19 protein-coding genes and 1 tRNA gene are annotated in these 19,691 nt (G+C 62.4%); 8 read left to right on the plus strand and 12 right to left on the minus strand.

Translation table 11 applies throughout. The features are described from left to right. Window position 1: 1 nt before the first annotated feature. Complete coding sequence (gene cysK / locus AC1MBU_RS11120) at window positions 2-937, plus strand: cysteine synthase A (RefSeq protein WP_056546844.1); 936 nt, start codon at window positions 2-4, stop codon at window positions 935-937. 25 nt (window positions 938-962) lie between these two features. Continuing rightward, on the plus strand, window positions 963-1,550 hold the full coding sequence (gene epsC, locus AC1MBU_RS11125) for a serine O-acetyltransferase EpsC (protein ID WP_056546842.1): 588 nt from the start codon (window positions 963-965) through the stop codon (window positions 1,548-1,550). 80 nt (window positions 1,551-1,630) lie between these two features. Here the strand turns inward: epsC and gndA are convergent, their stop codons facing one another. The 5 genes from gndA to AC1MBU_RS11150 form a co-directional block, all read right to left on the minus strand. Beyond that, the gene (gene gndA / locus AC1MBU_RS11130; RefSeq protein WP_277357256.1) at window positions 1,631-3,067 is read right to left on the minus strand and encodes an NADP-dependent phosphogluconate dehydrogenase; all 1,437 of its coding nucleotides are present in this window, start codon (window positions 3,065-3,067) and stop codon (window positions 1,631-1,633) included. Window positions 3,068-3,316: 249 nt separating this feature from the next. Then, window positions 3,317-3,392 (minus strand) — tRNA-Val (locus AC1MBU_RS11135). Window positions 3,393-3,469: 77 nt separating this feature from the next. After that, complete coding sequence (locus tag AC1MBU_RS11140; RefSeq protein ID WP_479787209.1) at window positions 3,470-4,426, minus strand: NAD-dependent protein deacetylase; 957 nt, start codon at window positions 4,424-4,426, stop codon at window positions 3,470-3,472. Then, the gene (locus tag AC1MBU_RS11145; RefSeq protein ID WP_471671767.1) at window positions 4,423-4,911 is read right to left on the minus strand and encodes a redoxin domain-containing protein; all 489 of its coding nucleotides are present in this window, start codon (window positions 4,909-4,911) and stop codon (window positions 4,423-4,425) included. Before AC1MBU_RS11145 ends, AC1MBU_RS11140 begins: the two co-directional genes overlap by 4 nt. Then, complete coding sequence (locus AC1MBU_RS11150; RefSeq protein WP_056546830.1) at window positions 4,912-5,331, minus strand: DUF3052 domain-containing protein; 420 nt, start codon at window positions 5,329-5,331, stop codon at window positions 4,912-4,914. 419 nt (window positions 5,332-5,750) lie between these two features. On the opposite strand from AC1MBU_RS11150, the gene aceE reads away from it, so the two are divergent. The 6 genes from aceE (at window position 5,751) to fabF (ending at window position 13,608) form a co-directional block, all read left to right on the plus strand. Next, the gene (aceE, locus tag AC1MBU_RS11155) at window positions 5,751-8,495 is read left to right on the plus strand and encodes a pyruvate dehydrogenase (acetyl-transferring), homodimeric type (RefSeq protein WP_479787210.1); all 2,745 of its coding nucleotides are present in this window, start codon (window positions 5,751-5,753) and stop codon (window positions 8,493-8,495) included. A 129-nt stretch (window positions 8,496-8,624) separates the two neighbouring features. Next, window positions 8,625-9,863: a PucR family transcriptional regulator gene (locus AC1MBU_RS11160; RefSeq protein ID WP_277357253.1), complete on the plus strand. Its 1,239-nt coding sequence runs from the start codon at window positions 8,625-8,627 to the stop codon at window positions 9,861-9,863. A gap of 78 nt (window positions 9,864-9,941) precedes the next feature. After that, the gene (locus tag AC1MBU_RS11165) at window positions 9,942-10,907 is read left to right on the plus strand and encodes an ACP S-malonyltransferase (RefSeq protein ID WP_277357252.1); all 966 of its coding nucleotides are present in this window, start codon (window positions 9,942-9,944) and stop codon (window positions 10,905-10,907) included. Continuing rightward, window positions 10,904-11,959, plus strand: coding sequence for a beta-ketoacyl-ACP synthase III (locus AC1MBU_RS11170; RefSeq protein WP_277357251.1), 1,056 nt, complete (start codon window positions 10,904-10,906; stop codon window positions 11,957-11,959). The genes AC1MBU_RS11165 and AC1MBU_RS11170 overlap by 4 nt, the downstream gene beginning before the upstream one ends. 76 nt (window positions 11,960-12,035) lie before the next feature. Then, on the plus strand, window positions 12,036-12,281 hold the full coding sequence (locus AC1MBU_RS11175) for an acyl carrier protein (RefSeq protein ID WP_056548330.1): 246 nt from the start codon (window positions 12,036-12,038) through the stop codon (window positions 12,279-12,281). A gap of 91 nt (window positions 12,282-12,372) precedes the next feature. Then, window positions 12,373-13,608 (plus strand): beta-ketoacyl-ACP synthase II, encoded by a 1,236-nt coding sequence (gene fabF / locus AC1MBU_RS11180; RefSeq protein ID WP_056548327.1) that lies wholly within the window; start codon window positions 12,373-12,375, stop codon window positions 13,606-13,608. A gap of 86 nt (window positions 13,609-13,694) precedes the next feature. Here the strand turns inward: fabF and AC1MBU_RS11185 are convergent, their stop codons facing one another. The 7 genes from AC1MBU_RS11185 to AC1MBU_RS11215 form a co-directional block, all read right to left on the minus strand. After that, window positions 13,695-14,198 carry a DUF3145 domain-containing protein gene (locus AC1MBU_RS11185; RefSeq protein WP_056548325.1) on the minus strand — a complete coding sequence of 168 codons (504 nt, stop codon included), beginning with the start codon at window positions 14,196-14,198 and terminating at the stop codon, window positions 13,695-13,697. A gap of 218 nt (window positions 14,199-14,416) precedes the next feature. Next, window positions 14,417-15,352 carry a tyrosine recombinase XerC gene (locus AC1MBU_RS11190; protein ID WP_277357250.1) on the minus strand — a complete coding sequence of 312 codons (936 nt, stop codon included), beginning with the start codon at window positions 15,350-15,352 and terminating at the stop codon, window positions 14,417-14,419. A gap of 172 nt (window positions 15,353-15,524) precedes the next feature. Continuing rightward, on the minus strand, window positions 15,525-16,091 hold the full coding sequence (locus AC1MBU_RS11195; protein ID WP_277357249.1) for a methylated-DNA--[protein]-cysteine S-methyltransferase: 567 nt from the start codon (window positions 16,089-16,091) through the stop codon (window positions 15,525-15,527). Window positions 16,092-16,160: 69 nt separating this feature from the next. Beyond that, window positions 16,161-17,366, minus strand: coding sequence for a DNA-processing protein DprA (gene dprA, locus AC1MBU_RS11200; protein WP_479787211.1), 1,206 nt, complete (start codon window positions 17,364-17,366; stop codon window positions 16,161-16,163). Beyond that, on the minus strand, window positions 17,363-18,904 hold the full coding sequence (locus tag AC1MBU_RS11205) for a YifB family Mg chelatase-like AAA ATPase (RefSeq protein ID WP_277357247.1): 1,542 nt from the start codon (window positions 18,902-18,904) through the stop codon (window positions 17,363-17,365). Before AC1MBU_RS11205 ends, dprA begins: the two co-directional genes overlap by 4 nt. Continuing rightward, entirely contained in the window at window positions 18,904-19,260 is a 357-nt protein-coding gene (locus tag AC1MBU_RS11210) for a YraN family protein (RefSeq protein WP_056548318.1), read from the minus strand. Before AC1MBU_RS11210 ends, AC1MBU_RS11205 begins: the two co-directional genes overlap by 1 nt. Window positions 19,261-19,364: 104 nt before the next feature. Further along, on the minus strand, window positions 19,365-19,691 hold the full coding sequence (locus tag AC1MBU_RS11215; protein WP_056548317.1) for a DUF2469 domain-containing protein: 327 nt from the start codon (window positions 19,689-19,691) through the stop codon (window positions 19,365-19,367).

Consider the following 19,691-nt stretch of genomic DNA (forward strand, 5'->3'; position numbering starts at 1 on the left):
CATGGCACCGATTTACGACGACGTCACCCAGTTGGTAGGACGCACTCCGCTGGTGCGCCTGAACCGCCTGACCGAAGGGCTGGATGCGGAAGTAGCGGTCAAGCTTGAGTTCTATAACCCCGCCAACAGCGTCAAGGACCGCATCGGCGTCGCAATCATCGATGCCGCCGAGAAAGCGGGGGCGTTGAAGCCGGGCGGCACGATCGTCGAGGGCACTTCGGGTAATACAGGTATCGCACTGGCCATGGTGGGCGCTGCCCGCGGCTACAAGGTTGTCCTCACCATGCCGGAGACCATGTCCACCGAGCGCCGGGTGATGCTGCGGGCCTATGGTGCGGAGATCGTTCTCACCCCCGGCTCCGAGGGCATGCGTGGAGCTGTAGATCGCGCGAAGGAAATCGTAGCCGCCAGCGACAATGCCATCTGGGCCCGTCAGTTCGCTAACGAAGCAAACCCGGCAGTTCATCGCGAAACCACTGCCGAGGAAGTGTGGAATGACACCGACGGCAAGGTGGACATCTTCGTCGCCGGAGTCGGGACCGGCGGGACCGTCACCGGCGTCGGGCAGGTACTCAAGGACCGGAAGCCGGGCGTACAGATTGTGGCCGTGGAGCCGGCGGATTCCGCAATCCTCAATGGTGGCGCGCCCGGTCCCCACAAGATCCAGGGGCTTGGGGCCAATTTCGTTCCCGAGATTCTCGATACCTCCATCTACGACGAGGTCATGGATGCCAGCGTCGAAGATTCCGTCCGTGTAGCACGTGCACTGGGTACCCAGGAAGGCATCCTCGGCGGTATCTCCTCCGGAGCCATCGTCTGGGCAGCACTGGAGTTGGCCAAACGTCCTGAAAACGCAGGTAAGCTCATTGTCGCCGTCGTCTGCGATTTCGGAGAGCGCTACATTTCCACCGTACTGTTCGACGACATCCGGGGTTAGTCATTTCTTCAACAGAGGGTGGTTTGTGAGCTTCCTAGCGAGAATGCGAGAAGACCTCGAGGCCGCCCGCGCCCATGATCCGGCAGCCCGAGGGGACGTCGAGAACGGAATCGTGTACTCAGGGCTGCACGCCATCTGGGTACACCGCCTGACGCATCGTATGTGGCGGGTTCCACCGCTACGGTTTCCGGCCCGGATCCTCGCCCAGACGGCCCGGTTCCTGACGGGTATCGAGATACACCCGCAGGCTACTATCGGCCGGCGCTTCTTCATAGACCACGGTATGGGTGTGGTGATCGGCGGCACCGCTGAAATCGGCGACGACGTCATGATGTATCAGGGAGTGACCCTCGGCGGGCGGTCCCTGGAGAAGGTCAAGCGGCACCCAACCATCGGCGACCGCGTCACGATCGGGGCCGGCGCCAAGGTTCTTGGTCCGATCACCATCGGTGCGGGCAGCGCGGTGGGTGCCAACGCCGTCGTTGTGAAGGATACGCCACCCGACTCCATCATCACCGGCATTCCCGCGACTTTCCGTCACCGGGACTCCGCACGCGAAACGCTGCCTGCGGTGGATCCAGCCGAGTACATTGACCCGGCCCTGTATATCTAGCCAAAGCTGGCGAGAACGACAAATAGCGCCCCGGCGGATCGGATTGTTCCGCTGGGGCGCTATTTCGTGCTTCAGGTTTCCTAGTGTGTGTCGACGGCTTCGACTTCCGAGCGGTCTTCGCCCCAGAGCGTGTGGAATGTGCCCTCAGCGTCCACGCGGTTATAGGTGTGGGCTCCGAAGAGATCGCGGAGGCCCTGGGTGAGTGCGGCAGGCAGTCGTTTGCGGCGGAGGCCATCGTAGTAGGCCAGGGACGAGGAGAACACCGGAACCGGGATGCCCAGCTGGACCGCAGTTGCAACGACGCGGCGCCATGCGGGAACCGCACCTGCAATGGATTCAGCGAACGCCGGAGCCAGGAGCAGGTTAGCCGGCCTCTCATCTCCCGCGTAAGCCTTCATGATGTCGTCGAGCAGCTCGGCGCGAATGATGCAACCGGCCCTCCAGAGTGAAGCGATCTCGTCGAGCTTCAGGTCCCAGCCGTACTCCGTTGCAGCCGCTGTCAGCATGTCAATGCCCTGGGCGTAGCTGACCAGCTTCGACGCGTACAGCGCGAGACGAACGTCTTCAACGAAACCCTCGGGCAATTCAACTGTGCCCTCGTGACCCTCAAGAATGCCCTGTGCAAGCTCACGCTGACCCCGCTGTGAGGAGAGGCCGCGTGCGAACACGGATTCCGCGATGCCTGAGGTGGGGCTACCGAGTTCAAGTGCCGAAACGACAGTCCAGCGGCCGGTACCCTTCTGGCCCGCTGAATCGACGACGACGTCGACGAACGGCTTGCCGGTGCGCTCGTCGGTGTGGGCGAGGACTTCAGCCGTGATCTCGATCAGGAAGGACGAGAGTGTTCCGGTGTTCCATTCGCTGAAGATCTTTGCCTGGTCTGCCGGCTCAATCCCAGCAGCAGTGCGAAGGACATCATAGGCCTCGCCAATAACCTGCATGTCGGCATACTCAATGCCGTTGTGCACCATCTTGACGAAGTGCCCGGCGCCGTCGGTGCCGATCCACCGGCAGCACGCCTCGCCGTTGTACTTGGCAGAGATCTTCTCCAGCATGGGACCAAGCGAGTCATAGGACTCACGTGAGCCACCGGGCATGATGGAGGGTCCGAGCAGCGCTCCCTCCTCGCCACCGGAAACACCGACCCCAACGAAGTGAAGATTCTTCTCCGCAAGCGCCGCTTCTCGCCGGCGCGTGTCTTCATAGTGTGAGTTGCCGGCATCAATGATGATGTCCCCCGCTTCCAGCAGCGGTTCGAGCTGCTCGATGACGGAGTCCACCGGAGCGCCCGCCTTTACCATGATGAGCACCCGGCGCGGCTTCTCCAGCGAGTCAACCAGTTCCTGGAGGGACTCCGTCCGGATGAAATCGCCCTCGCTTCCGTGCTTCTCAAGCAAAGCATCGGTCTTCTCAACCGAGCGGTTGTGAAGGGCTACGGTGTACCCGTTGCGTGCGAGGTTCCGTGCCAGGTTTGCTCCCATGACGGCAAGGCCGGTCACGCCGATTTGTGCACTCATCAAGTCTCCATCTGCAGGTTGCCCCCGTGGTCAGGGACACATCACTTAGCGACGCCCCTGTGCGCCTTGGCTCTCCCACCCTATTACCGGCGTCATGTTCGAAGCCAGACGGCGCTTCCGCGCTGAGGTAATCCGTCGAAACATTCGTGCATGGAAGCGTCGAGCAAAAAGCACCGGATACGAACAAGAACAGACACGCGAAAAACCCCGCTGCCCAGGCCGCAGGGCCGGGAACAACGGGGTTTTTCTTGGTGGGTCCTACCGGGATCGAACCGATGACATCCACGGTGTAAACGTGGCGCTCTACCAGCTGAGCTAAAGACCCTTGACACGGCGGGGCTGGACTGACCTGCTCTCCACCACGAGGAATTACTGTACCGGATCGACGCTCTGCAATGCCAATCAGCGTCTCGCTGGTCCCACCTCCTCGGTCGTAGCCCCGGGTAAGGCGTCCGCGAGGTACGCCAACGATTCCGAGACGCCGAGTTCAAGCTTCAACGACGCGAAGTCGTCTCCTCGGGTTGCACCCCGGTTGATGATGACAACCGGTTTTGCCTGCTTGGCCGCATGGCGCACAAATCGCAGGCCGCTCATGACTGTCAGTGACGAGCCCGCAACCAGGAGGGCGCCGGCGTCATCCACCATCGCATACGCCCGATCCACGCGATCCTTGGGTACGTTTTCACCGAAGTAGACGAAGTCCGGCTTGAGCATGCCGCCGCACACCGGGCAAGGCGCAACCATGAAGTCGGAGGTGTCGTCAACATCGGCATCTGCATCAGGTGCAACGTCACCGGCGTTGCCGGTGCGCTCGAGGTACCCGGGATTGAGCCGCTCAAGCAGCCCCGCGATGTCCTGGCGGCTGAACAAGGTACGACAGCTCAGACACAACACGCGATCATACGTTCCGTGCAGATCCACAACCTTCGTGCTGCCGGCCGACGAATGCAGCCGGTCCACATTCTGTGTGATCAAGCCGGTCAGCAGCCCCCGCTGCTCCATCCGCACCAGGGCACGGTGGCCGTCGTTCGGGTGCGCCCGACGCAGGTGGTGCCAGCCGATATGGTTACGTGCCCAATAGCGCCGCCTTAGTGCGTCGTCGCCCACGAACTGTTGGTACGTCATGGGATTCCGGGGGACGGAATTCGGTCCGCGGTAATCCGGGATACCGGAATCCGTGCTCAAACCTGCGCCAGTCAGAACAGTGAGGCGCAGATGCGCAAGAAGATCAGCCACCCCACGCAGGCTCGTCAGCTGCGAAGCCGTCAGAGAGCTTGCCGCGGCAGGCTCACCCCGGACGAATCCTGTTGTTCCGAATCCTGGGAGCGACGATGCGTGCGGCAGCGGCGAAGATGTCATCGCGGAGATTCTGCGGTGTGTTGGGAAAGACTGAGGAGAGCGGAACGGTAGGTCTCGAAGGCCCGGCCCTCTCCCAGAGGAGCGTCCACGCGCGAATTGATGAGTCCGGCAGGATCGATGAAGAAAGTACTTCGACGCGCATATCCCTCTGACAAATTCAGCACACGATACTGTTCAGCCACCTCACCGTGCGGCCAGAAGTCAGAGAGGAGGTCGAACCCGTATCCCCTCTGCTCTGCGTAAGTGCGCAGGGCATACCGGTGATCGATCGAGACGGCCAGCACTCTCGCGCTGCGGCTCCGGAACTCCCCCAGATTCGCCTGTAGTTCATCCAGTTCATCGGTGCAGACGCGGGAGAACGCGAACGGGTAGAACACCAGCACGACGGCGGTACCGCGCAGCGCGCTCAGACTGACCGGCTCCCCGTGTTGGTTGGGGAGTTCAAACCCCGGAGCAAGGTGGCCGGGCGCCGGCTGAATTGTCACCTACTGTTTGCGACGGGCCACTAGCCGGGTTGCCGCCCAGTCCCGGGAGACTCCGGCTGAAGACGTGGCATGAAGTCCGGCAGTAGGCGCTGCCTCCTGGATTTCAGACGGCGGGACATACCCGTCCCGGCCCGACTTCGGTGTCAGCAGCCAGACCACGCCGCCATCATCGAGCGAAGTCAGTGAATCCACCAGCGCATCCACCAGATCGCCGTCATCAGTACGCCACCATAGGACTACGCCGTCGACAACATCCTGATCGTCCTCCGTCAGCAGTTCCGATCCGATCTCATCTTCCAGATCCGCACGGAAGTCGAAATCAACATCCTCGTCGTACCCAAGTTCCTGAACAAGGTCGCCGTCCTTGAAACCCAGTTTGCCCGCCACGCTTCCTGCTGTGGCGGCTTCGGCCTCGCTCACTTTTTTCCTTCCGAAAGGCTGCGATTGTCACTGCGATTGTCTCGGTGGTGCCTCTGGCCCCGGATCCACAGTACGTTGATATGCATTATTACCAGCCAACACCCTTAAGCGCCACGCTTCAACCCGCGCTTTCCGCGCCGCCAGCACAACGACGACGGCCCGTCCGCCCGCGCCCGGACCTTCGCCAGCCGGAAACAGCCGGTGAGCAGAGGAAAGAGAGGGGTGTTCGGTGAGGGCGTAACCTGGCCCCACCGGTACCCGTTCAGCTACGCATCAAACAGCCCGCGGGGCTAGAGTGTCACAGTGAATCCATAGGTGCGGCGAACGCCGACCGGATTCTGACCGCTTCGACGAGCAACGGCCCGAAGCACGAAGTCGTAGACGTCGCAGACATAATCTGCGGATTGGGAGGGTTTGGCATGGTTGCTGATCAGGGGATTGTGGGTTCGGGTGTTGGTGGGGATTCGGATCCTGAGGAGACGGCTGAGTGGATTGAGTCCTTTGATCAGTTGATTGATCAGCGTGGTTCTGATCGTGCCCGTGATGTTTTGGGGCGTTTGCTGGCGCGTGCTGGTGGCCGGTCGGTGGGTCTTCCCAGTGTTGTGACTACTGATTATGTGAACTCGATTCCGGTCGATGAGGAGCCTGAGTTCCCTGGGGATGAGGAGATCGAGCGGAAGTACCGGGCGTGGATGCGGTGGAATGCTGCGGTGATGGTGCATCGGGCGCAGCGTCCGGAGATCGGTGTGGGCGGCCATATTTCCACGTATGCGGGTGCGGCGACCCTGTATGAGGTGGGGTTCAATCATTTCTTCAAGGGTAAGGACCACCCCTCGGGTGGGGATCAGGTGTTCTTCCAGGGCCACGCGTCGCCGGGGATGTATGCGCGCGCGTTCCTGGAGGGCCGGCTGACCGAGGAGGATCTGGACGGGTTCCGGCAGGAGAAGTCCAAGGCCGGTCATGCGTTGTCCTCGTATCCGCACCCCAGGTTGATGCCGGAGTTCTGGGAGTTCCCGACGGTGTCGATGGGGATCGGGCCGATGAACGCGATCTATCAGGCGCAGTCCAACCGGTATCTGCAGAACCGCGGGTTGAAAGACACCAGTGATCAGCAGGTGTGGGCGTTCCTGGGGGATGGGGAGATGGATGAGCCCGAATCGCGGGGGTTGTTGCAGTTGGCGGCCAATGAGAATCTGGACAACCTGAACTTCGTGATCAACTGCAACCTGCAGCGCCTGGACGGGCCAGTGCGTGGTAACGGGAAGATCATGCAGGAACTCGAGGCGTTCTTCCGCGGTGCGGGGTGGAACGTGATCAAGGTGGTGTGGGGCCGGGAGTGGGATGACCTGCTTGCCAGGGACACCACCGGGGATCTGGTGAAGATCATGAATGAGACCGCTGACGGGGATTACCAGACCTACAAGGCGGAATCCGGTGGGTTTGTGCGCGATCACTTCTTCGGGAAGACCCCGGCCACGAAGGATCTCGTGGCGGATATGGATGATGCGCAGGTGTGGGGACTCAAGCGCGGCGGGCATGATTACCGGAAGGTGTACGCGGCGTACAAGGCCGCCACCGAGTTCAAGGGCAAACCGACCGTGATTCTGGCCAAAACGGTCAAGGGATACGGGTTGGGTTCACACTTCGAGGGCCGTAACGCGACCCACCAGATGAAGAAACTCACCCTTCAGGACCTCAAGGACTTCCGCGACCACCTGCGCATCCCCATCCCCGACGAAGCACTCGAAGCCGACCTCTACAACGCGCCCTACTACCACCCCGGACCCGACTCCCCCGAAATCAAATACCTCCACGAACGCCGCAAGGCCCTCGGAGGGTACCTACCGGAACGCCGTACCAAGCATTCAGAGGTCGCCCTCCCGGGAGACAAGACCTATGAAGTGGCCAAGCGCGGCTCGGGGAAGCAGCAGGCCGCCACCACGATGGCCTTCGTCCGTCTCCTCAAGGACCTCATGCGGGACAAGGAGTTCGGCAAGCGGGTGGTGCCAATCATTCCGGACGAGGCCCGGACGTTCGGCATTGATGCCTTTTTCCCGACAGCGAAGATCTACAACCCCAAGGGCCAGAACTACCTCTCGGTAGACCGCGACCTGGTTCTCGCGTACAAGGAATCGATTCAAGGCCAAATCCTCCACGCCGGCATCAATGAAGCCGGATCAGTTGCTGCGTTCACCGCGGCTGGCACGGCGTACGCCACGCAGGGCGAGCCGCTGATTCCGATCTACGTGTTCTACTCGATGTTCGGATTCCAGCGCACGGGAGATTCCTTCTGGGCAGCCGGTGACCAGATGACCCGCGGGTTCATCATCGGCGCCACCGCAGGCCGTACCACCCTCACCGGCGAAGGCCTCCAACACGCCGACGGACACTCACCCATCCTTGCCTCCACCAACCCCGCCGTCATCACCTACGACCCGGCCTACGGATACGAGATCGGGCACATTGTCCACGATGGCCTCGAGCGGATGTACGGTAACGGCAACGCAGTCTCCGGGGCCGATCCCAACGTCATGTACTACCTCACTGTCTACAACGAGCCCATCATCCAGCCGGTAGAGCCGGAGAACCTCGATGTGGACGGGCTGCTCCGCGGCATCTATAAGCTCAAGGACGGGCATTCCGCGGAGAATACTCCGAGGTCACAGATCCTGGCCTCCGGCGTGGCCGTCCCGTGGGCGCTCGAGGCGCAGCGCATTCTTGCCGAGGAGTGGAATGTCTCCGCCGATGTGTGGTCGGTGACCTCGTGGACGGAGCTGCGGCGTGACGCACTCGCCGCCGAGGAGGAGGCGTTCCTCAACCCCGATGCAGAGGCCCGCGTTCCCTTCGTCACCAAGCGGCTCGGCGACGCACCCGGACCGATCGTGGCCGTCACCGACTACATGAAGGCTGTTCCGGATCAAATCCGCCAGTTCCTGCCGCAGGACTTCGCCACACTCGGAGCGGACGGGTTCGGCTTTTCAGACACACGCGCCGCAGCCAGGCGGTACTTCAAGATCGACTCCCACTCCGTCGTCGTACGCACTCTTGAGCTCCTCGCGAAGCGGGGAGAGGTAGACGCAGACGCTCCGCGCCAGGCAATCGAGAAGTACGCGCTCCTCGACGTCAACGCGGGAACAACGGGCAACGCGGGCGGAGACTCCTAACCCTTTCTGTTCGAGCAGGGTCCGCCGGCATCCATGTGAGCCCGGCGGATCCTGCTCGTATCTTAAGCCGTTCCTTTGTAGCCTTCGTACAAAATGGAGCCTTGGGTGGCAGAGCCGTATGCTCGTTCAATGGCATCGCCCACTCCGCCGCGCGGAACATCCCTGCCCATTCCGGATCCGGCGACGGTAGACCGGCTGCGGACACAGATCGGCGCGCTTTCGACGGCCACCCTGAAACAATTGGATTCTTCCCTTCCCTGGTACCGCAATCTGCGTCCCGACGAGCGGTCCGCGCTTGGCCTGGTCGCCCAGAAGGGCATCGCATCCTTCGTCAACTGGTATCAGAAGCCGGTCTCCCCTGCCTGGGTCCTCAGTGATGTATTCGGGACTGCCCCCACCGAACTCACGCGTTCCATCAGTCTCCAGAAAGCTCTCCAGCTCATTCGCGTCGTCGTGCAGGTAGTGGAGGATCAGGTTCCTGACCTTGCCGCGGACGCCGACCAGTGGCCGCTTCGGGAGGCCGTGCTCAGGTACTCCCGAGAGGTCGCTTTTGCGGCAGCCGATGTCTATGCCCGGGCGGCCGAAACGCGCGGTTCATGGGATACGCGGCTTGAAGCGTTGGTGGTGGACGCCATTCTGCGGGGAGAAAGCTCCGACGCACTGCGCTCCCGGATCGCTGCGGTGGGCTGGAAGTCCCAGGCACCGATCACGGTCATGGTTGGCAGCTCTCCCGCTGAACCGAATGCCATGTTCCTCAATGAGCTACGCCGCACAACAGGCCGGCTGGCGGAAGACACCCTGGTCGGTATCCAGGGGGATCGCCTCATCCTTGTCCTCGGAGGCGTCCAGGACCGCGATAACTCCTATTCCCGGCTGAGCGAGCTTTTCGGACCGGGCCCAGTAGTCTATGGGCCTGAATCAGCTTCCCTCGTTGCCGCCAGCGGTTCCGCCCAGGCCGCCTTCGCGGGGCTCACGGCCGCGCGCGCGTGGCCGTCGGCCCCACGTCCGGTAGCTGCCGACGATCTATGGCCGGAACGCGTCATTTCCGGCGACGAAACGGCCCGCAAGGCGCTGCTGCGAAACATCTACCGCCCTCTTGCCAGTGCGCAGAACGGTCTTGAGGAGACGCTCTCGGCGTACATCGCCCTCGGACATTCCCTGGAAGCTACCTCCCGCGAACTGTTCGTCCATGCCAATACGGTGCGTTACCGCCTGCGGCGCGTGTGCGACATCACGGGGTGGGATCCGCTGCTTCCACGCGAGGCTTTTGTTCTCCAGACGGCCCTCGTCATCGGCCGTCTCTCTCCACCGCCCAGAGGTGCAGCGGAGCGTCCGTCGACACGAATGGATCGGACGGCATCGTTGTAGACTTCCTACAAAGTGGCTCGGGGAGCTTCGTGCACCCGAACACCCTGCTTCTGACCGCCCATTTGGAAAGCTTGATACGTGCTTGCAATTCTCTGCCCTGGACAAGGCTCCCAGTCCCCCGGATTCCTCAATCCCTGGCTCGATCTCCCGGGTGTACGCGAGCATCTGGCGGCTCTCAGCGAATCCGCCGGTGTCGACCTGGTGCGGCACGGCACTGTTTCTGACGAAGAAACCATCCGGGATACGGCAGTGGCACAACCGCTCATCGTTGCTGCTGGCCTGGTCGCTGTCCGTGTGCTTCTCGGTACTACACCGTTGACCTCCGCCACAGTCGTGGCCGGGCACTCGGTGGGTGAATTGACCGCCTCCGCCGTCGCGGGCGCACTGACCGAGCAGGACGCAGTCGCGCTGGTACGCACCCGTGCGCAATCAATGGCGGCGGCAGCCGCCGCCACGCCGACCGGTATGAGCGCTGTTCTGGGCGGGGAGCCCGCCGATGTCGCTGACACTTTGCAACGGCACGGACTTACCGCTGCGAACGCCAATGGCGGCGGCCAGATTGTTGCGGCCGGCACACTCGATCAGCTGGCTTCACTTGCTGCCGACCCGCCACAGAGAGCGCGCGTAATCCCACTCAAGGTGGCGGGTGCCTTCCATACCCACCACATGGCTCCCGCGGTAGAAGCCCTTGAAGCTCTTCGGCCCTCACTTTCACCCACGGCTCCCCTCGCCACGCTGCTTTCCAACTACGACGGCGAACCAGTCGCCTCCGGGGAGCTGAACCTTGATAGCCTGATCGCGCAGATCTCCCGTCCCGTTCGATGGGACCTGTGCATGCAGCGGCTTCAGGACATGGGCGTCTCGGGAGTGCTTGAGCTTCCGCCCGCGGGTACGCTGACAGGGCTGGCGAAACGCGGGATGCGCGGCACAGCCAGCCTCGCAGTCAAAACGCCTGAGGACATCGACAACGCGCGGGACTTTATGGAAGAGCATTCGCGCACCGCTCCCCCGGCGGACGCCCCCATCGTCAAAGGAAACGCGTGACTACACCTACCCTCAAACAGTCCACACTGCGCGAGCACACCCGCATTCACGGCCTGGGCATCTACCGTCCCGAGGTAATTGTCACAAACGAGGACATCTGCCAGTGGATCGATTCGTCCGACGAATGGATCCGTCAACGAACGGGGATCGTCACGCGTCACCGGGCTGACAAGGACACCAGTGTCATCGATATGGGAGAAGCAGCAGCGCGGGCCGCTCTCACGGATGCAGGTATCGAAGCCTCGCAGCTGGGCGCTGTGCTGGTCTCGACCGTCACACATCCGTACGCAACCCCGTCCGCAGCCGCGCAACTGGCTGACCGCCTGGGGGCTACCCCTGCGCCGGCGTATGACATCTCGGCGGCCTGCGCCGGTTACTGCTACGGCATTGCCCAGGCCGATGCTCTGGTGCACGCGGGAACTGCCGATTACGTACTCGTGGTTGGCGTGGAGAAGCTCTCCGATTTCATTGACAACACGGAACGCACTATTTCCTTCCTGCTTGGTGATGGAGCCGGAGCAGTTGTCATTGGTCCCTCGGACTCGCCCGGCATCGGCCCTTCTGTATGGGGCTCGGACGGCAGCAAGCACGAATCGATTCGTATGACGCATTCGCTGCTCGATGTGCGTGAACTCTCTTCTGCGGCGCTTTCGGGCGGCCCGGAAGCGCTGGCCTCAGCCGCGGAATCCGCAATCTGGCCCACCATGCGCCAGGACGGCCCGACCGTTTTCCGGTGGGCGGTCTGGGAAATGGCGAAAGTGGCGCAGCAGGCGCTCGACGCCGCCGGAATCCGAGCAGAGGACCTCGTTGCCTTCGTCCCGCACCAGGCGAACATCCGGATCATTGACGAGATGGTGAAACAGTTGGGACTGCCCGAGCATGTGGCTGTCGCTCGGGATATTGTCGATGCCGGCAACACCTCCGCTGCTTCGATTCCCCTTGCAATGCATCGCCTGTTGTCCGAGAACCCAGACCTTAGCGGAGGTCTTGCCCTGCAGATTGGGTTCGGGGCCGGGCTCGTCTTTGGAGCCCAGGTGGTTGTGCTCCCGTAGTTTTCCACTTCAGCCCGCACCGTGCGGTCTGATCGAATCGATCCGGATACACCGGACTCAAAGAAAAGGAGCCATCATGGCTAGCAACGAAGAGATCCTCGCAGGACTGGCAGAAATCGTCAACGAAGAGACCGGTTTGGCGCCCGAGTCCGTGGAGACGGACAAGTCCTTCACCGACGACCTGGACATTGACTCAATTTCCATGATGACCATCGTTGTCAACGCCGAGGAGAAGTTCGGCGTGCGCATTCCGGACGAGGAAGTCAAGAACCTCAAGACCGTCGGCGATGCAGTGAATTTCATCGCCAACGCACAGTCCTAGTGGCGTGCGGCGGTGGCTTCCTGAAGTCGCCATCGCCGCCTCATCAGGCACATTTTCCACACGGAAACAACGACGCATCAGAGAGTGAACCATGGCACGCAAAGTAGTCATCACCGGCTTGGGCGCCACCACCCCCATCGGCGGCGATGTTCCCACCATGTGGGCAAACGCGCTGAAGGGCGTCTCCGGCGCGCGCACCATCGAGGCCGACTGGGTCGCCGAGTACGAGCTACCGGTCACTTTCGCCGCCCAGGTTTCGACTCCGGCAAGCGAAGTCCTTTCCCGCGTGGAGGCCAAGCGAATGGACCCCTCCACCCAGTTCGCGGTCATTGCTGCGCGTGAAGCATGGCGCGACTCCGGGATCGAAGAGGTTGACCACGATCGCTTCGCCGTGGCTTTCGCTACCGGAATCGGAGGCGTGTGGACCCTCCTGGATGCTTGGGATACCCTCCGGGCCAAGGGACCGCGGCGAGTCCTGCCGATGACGGTTCCCATGCTCATGCCCAACGGCCCGGCAGCAGCAGTCAGTCTTGATTTGGGGGCCCGCGCGGGGGCACATACTCCCGTGTCCGCGTGCGCATCCGGAACCGAAGCCCTTCATCAGGGACTTGAACTGATCCGGTCCGGAAAAGCCGACGTGGTCATGTGCGGTGGCGCGGAAGCCGCTATCCACCCGATGCCGATTGCGGCGTTTGCTTCCATGCAGGCTCTGTCTCGCCGCAATGATGATCCCGAGCACGCCTCCCGCCCCTATGATGTGGACCGCGACGGCTTTGTCATGGGCGAGGGCGCAGGAGCATTGCTACTCGAGGCGGAGGAGCATGCTCTTGCGCGCGGCGCAAAAATCTATGGGGAACTGGCGGGAACATCCGTCACCGCGGATGCGTATCACATCACTGCGCCGGATCCCGGGGGGCTCGGTGCTACCCGGGCTCTGAAGGCAGCGATGTTCGACGCGCGTGTTCAGCCGTCCGATATTGTGCATGTCAATGCACACGCCACATCCACGCCTGTCGGGGACCAGCCGGAGTATGTCGCCCTCAAGACCGCGCTGGGCAACCAGGTGGAGTCAGTGGCTGTTTCGGCTACCAAGTCGCAGACAGGGCACCTGCTTGGAGCATCCGGTGCTGTTGAGGCGGTTATGACCGTGCTCGCCGTCTATGAGCGACGGGCACCGGTTACCATCAACCTCGAGAACCAGGACCCGCAGATTCCGCTGGACGTGGTCACCTCCGCACGCGATCTGCCCTCGGGTGATGTCGTGGCGCTCAGCAACTCCTTTGGTTTCGGCGGCCACAATGCGGTCATCGTGGTGAAGAACGTCTAACCTGCGGGAAGTGACGCAGAGCAGGAATGCGGCCCGGGTACCAACTGGTACCCGGGCCGCATTGCCTCGAAGCGCAAGCGAATCAGTTAGCCGACTTGATGCAGCCAGCGGACTGGAGCTCCCTCTCCGGCATGCCGGAACGGTTCCAGTTCCTCATCCCATGATTCACCCAGTGCAAGCGAAAGTTCGTGGTAGACGGCCGCCGGATCACCGGCACCAGCCTCGTATGCATACCTGATGCGATCTTCGGTGACCATGACATTGCCGTGGACATCGGTGGTCGCGTGGAAGATGCCCAACTCCGGGGTATGCGACCAGCGGCCGCCGTCAGCGCCGGCGCTCTGCTCTTCGGTTACCTCGTAACGGAGGTGCGCCCACCCCCGCAGGGCAGAAGCCAGCTTAGCCCCGGACCCTTGCGCCGCAACCCAGGAGAGTTCCGCGCGGAACATTCCGGGCGCAGCAGGCTGCGGAGACCACTGCAAATCCACGCGCTGGTCAATGACCGATCCGACGGCCCACTCGATATGAGGGCACAACGCAGAAGGGGCTGAGTGTAGATACAAAACACCGCGCGCCATCACAACAGACATTCCATCCTCCATAGCTGTAGGTACGTCTTCCCCAACGACCTTCAGTTACAGGTGGTAGCGCCTGAGTTGCAGCGTGGCGATGATTTTCAGTGACGTTTCACTGGGGCTCTCAGTCCACGAGTATTGAACTAGCATCATTCTGCCCTATGAAAGCGAACGGCGCCACTGTACTTACCTCCGCAGTATCCATAGCGCGCCATGGGAAAAATTGCCTGCGGTCATGCCCGAGGGTGAGCCTGCTCGTAACTTCGGCGAAGCCGGTCTACTGAGACATGGGTATACAACTGAGTGGTTGCCAGGCTTTGGTGCCCGAGAAGTTCCTGCACTGCTCGTAAATCCGCGCCGCCGTCGAGCAGATGGGTAGCGGCCGTATGCCGCAGAGCGTGCGGGCCTCTGGCGCCGGTGCCATCGACCGACGCGAGCAATCTTTCCACGATGGACCGGGCCTGACGCTGGTCGAGGCGGCGCCCCCTTGGTCCGAGGAACAGAGCGGTCCCGCTGTCGGGACCGATCCAGAGCCTTCTTCCGCGTGTGAGCCAGTCGTTGAGTGCGTGAGCCGCCGGCACGCCATACGGCACGGTGCGCTCCTTGTTGCCCTTGCCGAGCACACGGACAGTGCGTCGATCGTGGTCGAGGTCGTCGATGTCCAGGCCAACCAATTCACCGACACGGATGCCGGACCCGTACAGCAACTCAAGCACAGCACGGGAGCGTAGCGCTGCGGGGTCGCCTTCCAGCGCCGCCTCTAGCGTGGATGCCAGCAAGGGCTGCAGCTGGGATTCCGACAGGACGTCAGGTAGACCGTTCTGACGGCGAGGCGCTTTCAGCCGGAGTGCGGGGTTGTCTTGCAAGTAACCTTCACGGGTAGCCCAGGCGAGAAAATTGCGGACCGTTGCTGCACGGCGGGCAATGGTTGCCCTGGAGAGCCCGTGCTGATCGAGTGAACCAAGCCATGCCCGCAGGCAACTCAAATCCACCTCCGTGAGATCCGCGATACCCCGCTCGGCCGCGAAAGATGCAAATTCCGCAAGGTCTCCCCGGTAAGCGCGCACAGTGTGGATTGAACGATTCCGCTCCCTGGAGAGGTAGCCGATGAATCCCTCCGCTTCACGGGTGAAAGGAGGTGGAAGGCTATCTCCAGAGAGTCCGCTCATGGCCTCCCTCTCCGTTCTGTCTGTGACGTGCTCCGTCTGCGACGCATGATCCAGCGGGTTCAGTCTGCGCCAGGATGCGTCGGCTCTCAAGGAGGCTCTCCGCCGCGGAGTGCAATTGCCCAGAACAAAGAAGCGGCGCTGCTGGTTGCTCCGTTACCTTCGCGGCAGGAATTCAGGCGGCCGCTCCGGCTGCAACCGTAGCTTCCAGTTCGAGCAGCGCACGTTTGACGGCGACGCCCGCCGCATAGCCTGTGATTGCTCCGCCGGCGCCCACTACACGATGCCCTGGTATGACCAGGGACAACGGATTGGCGCGTACCGCAGCACCAACTGCCCGCCCCATCAGTTCATTGCCCAGACCTTCTGCGATGTCTTTGTAGGTGCGGGTTTCTCCGTACGGAATATCAGCAACGGCTCCCCAGACGGCACGCTGGAACTCCGTCCCGGCGGGCAGACCATACGACAAAGGCTCGGCAACGGTTCCACTGAAGTACCCGCGAAGCCAGTCACTCGTCCTAAGGAACACCTCGGACGCAGCTTCTTCATTGATGGCGGGCGGCTCCTCCGGAGCAGGTTTCAAGGAAGAGCGGTGCTGGGAGTCCGCCTGGATGGGCAATCCAAGCAGAACCGGAGAGGGCTCCGGCGAATGATACTCGTGGTAGACCCCAACGAGCGAGTCGTTCCCGGCCACGAGGACCAGTCCCCCGATCGGACTGTCGATGATCGTGAAGATGTTCATGGTTGTTTCCTCTCTTGATGATTCATTACTGCAGGGTTGCGATGCTTTGCGGCGGGAATCGCTGACGATTCACCGGGAGCGCTTCCGCCATCCGCCGTCGTCAGTTCGCTGGGCGAGCCCGTCGGTCTCCAGGCGGCCGAGCCCCGCAAGAACGCCGGGAACACTGAGACCGGCGACCGTCGCAAGCTTGTCCACTGTTGAGGACGAGCGAACCGGGAGAGCGTCCAGAAGCAGCAGGTCCTCGACCACCAGTCCGTCGTGCAGCGCCGGCTTGTCCTCACGTTTTTCCTCAAGCTCGGCGAGCAGGGGGCCAGTCAGCTCCGCCACCTCCGCGGCGTCTGTGACACAGATGGCGCTACCCTCCCGGAGGAGCCGATGACATCCAGCTGAATTGACGGAATGGACAGAACCGGGCACCGCTCCGACCGAGCGGCCCAGGCCGGCCGCGTGATGAGCTGTGCTGAGCGCTCCCGAACGCCATCGTGCCTCGACCACCACTGTGACCGAGCTGAGCGCAGCGATGATCCGATTCCGTTGGAGGAACCTGTAACGCGTGGGCGAGGACCCCGGTGGGACCTCCGACACGAGCAGTCCCTCACGAGCTACTTCACGCAGCAGATCCTCATTTCCGGCGGGGTAGTATCGGTCGATGCCGCAGGCAAGGACGCTCAGGGTCGGCAGCGGGTGATCCTCCCGTGCTGCCTTCAGCGCTCCACGGTGAGCTCGCGCGTCAATCCCATAGGCACCCCCGGAAACGACGGTGTACCCGCGCGCGACAAGACCGGCTGCCAGATCTCCGGTCACCTCCAATCCGTAACTGGTGCTGTCCCGTGACCCGACGACCGCCAGTACGCGTTCCTGCGAAGGGATCGGCGCGGGGTTGTCTCCGCGTACCCACAGGCACATTGGTTCTTCAAGCTGAAGATCCGCGAGGGCTTTCGGCCACCAGTCCGACTCGGGGATGAGCAGGGTGCCTCCAAATCTGCGAACCGTTTCCAGATCCCTGAGGGGTGCGAGTGCGCCGACGCGAGTTTGCCAGCGGGCGATCGCCTGGATGAGGACATCCGTCCTCACCCGGTGTCCGCTTGCGTCCAGCACCTCGAGGAACGCGCGGTGTACCTGGGGACCACACGTTGTCGCGCCCGTGGCAATCTGCAGTGCTTCCACGGGTCCTGCCGCGGCCACGAGGGCCAGACCGACATTGTCCAATGGTTCGAGGAGCCGAGCCAGTGCGGCGCGGGCAATCTGCTCGTCGCTCCACACGGAGCCGGTCATGCCGGCTCCTCCTGGGTTCGAAAGAGCAGTGCCGTGGTGACGTCGTCTGCATTGGGCGAGGACCTTCCCGCCAAATCAGCGATTGTCCACGCAACGCGGAGCACACGGTCATAGCCACGCTTGGTGATGGCTGCCTTCTCTATCTTCTTATCCACCGAGACAGTCGCCTTTCGGGTGAGCCGGAGGTCGTTGTGCAGCAGTGGCGCGGGAACTTCCGCGTTGGTCGAAAGCTCCCACTTGCTGAGCCGCTCGTGTTGAGCGGCTCGAGCAGCCGCAACGCGTGTGGCCACCGCAGCGGATGAATCCGCTGTGGCTGTGCCGGAGAAATCCTGCAGGGCGACCCGGTGTACAGCCAATTGCAGGTCGACGCGGTCGAGGAGCGGAGCGGACATGCGGTCGAAGTAGCGCCGGCGTTGCTGAGCTGAGCAGTTGCAGCCGATTCCCTTACCTGTAGCTTGTCCGCAGGGGCAGGGATTTGCGGCGAGAATCAGCTGAAAGCGTGCCGGATAGGTGGCAGTTCCTGCCGCGCGGTGGAGGACCAGTTCGCCGCTCTCCAGCGGTTCGCGAAGCGCATCCAGAATGCGGCGCTGGTATTCCGGTGCTTCGTCAAGAAACAGAACCCCGCGATGGGCGCGGGAGGCCGCACCCGGACGGGGTATGCCGCTGCCTCCACCGATGATCGATGCCGCGCTGGCGGTGTGATGCGGACTTTCGAACGGCGGCCGCCGTTGCAGCTCCCGACAGAATTCACTGCTGCCCAGGGAATGTATGGCGGTAACCTCCATAGCCTGCTTGTCGGTGAGGTCCGGGAGGATGCCGGGCATGCGCTCGGCCAGCATGGTCTTCCCGGCTCCTGGCGGGCCCACCATCATCAGGTTGTGTGCTCCGGCGGCAGCCACTTCCACCGCGAAACGAGCCTCGGACTGGCCGGCTACGTCAGACATGTCCTTCGGTATGACTACGGCGCCGGGCTGGTCTGCCCGCGCTGAAGCCTCGGACAGCTGCGGGGCAGGAAGTTCGACACACGCCGGATCCGCGCCGAACGCCAACGCGACCTCAGCGAGTGAGTCATAACTTCTCACCTCGGCACTCGGGACGAGGGCCGCTTCTGCGGCGTTCCCACTGGAGACGACGACGCTCGTAAAGCCGGCCTCCACGGCAGCCATGACTGCCGGGAGCACTCCACGAATGGGCCGAAGCCTGCCGTCCAGGCCGAGTTCGGAAAGAAACACGGTTCGCCCACAATTGCGCACATCCCCCGCCGCTGCCAAAGCGGACATGACGATTGCGAGATCGAAACCTGAGCCTCGCTTCGGCAACGACGCCGGAACCAGGTTGACTGTGATCTTCCGGCGGGTGAGGGGCAGGCCGGCATTGCGCGCCGCTGCACGAATTCGCTCTCTGGCTTCAGACAGTGAAGCATCCGGGAGCCCGAGCAGAACGAAAGCTGGAAGTGTCTGACCAATATCAGACTCAACTTCAACGATGTAGCCGTTCAATCCCACCAGGGAAACAGCATAGGAGCGGCCGAGCGGCATCAGCTCACCGCCCGCAGGTGCTCGATGACCGGTTCTTCCACGCCGCCATCCACGATCGCTACGGCGTCCACCCGGAAGCCGGAGAACCGGAGGTCGTGTGCCCGCGCCCAGCGCGATGCCAGAAGATACAGCCGTTCCAGTTTGCCCGGGGTGATTGCCTCTAACGGATGACCGTATGCCTCAGAGGATCTGGTCTTGACCTCAACAACCACCAGAGTGGCGCCGTCCACCGCTACAAGGTCAATTTCGCCGAGCGTACAGCGCCAGTTGCGATCAATAATCCGCAGCCCTGCGTCCTCAAGATAGCGCGCCGCGAGGGCTTCTCCCCGTTTGCCGAGCTCGTCCTTGTGTCTCATGAAAACACCTCCGGTACCAGCGTGGATCAACTGACTACCGGTGGCGCTCGGCTACATTCCTATGTGGGCAACTGCACTAAACCTGCCCGGTTGTGGAGCAGGAGTCAGGCCCCCAGTGATCCGTCCTTCGGAAGTGGGATGTCATCGGTCTTGGCCAGCTCCTCGACGTTTACGTCCTTGAACGTGATGACACGCACGGTCTTGACGAACCGGGCCGAGCGGTAAACGTCCCACACCCATGCGTCATTCAGCGTGAGATCGAAGTAGATTTCCCCCTCCGCCGAACGGGCCTGAAGGTCAACGTGGTTAGCAAGGTAGAACCGGCGCTCCGTTTCGACCACGTAGTTGAAGAGGCTGACGACATCGCGGTACTCACGGTAGAGCTGCAATTCCATGTCGGTTTCGTAGTTTTCGAGATCTTCGGCACTCAT

This window comes from Arthrobacter sp. PTI12 (assembly GCF_056679915.1).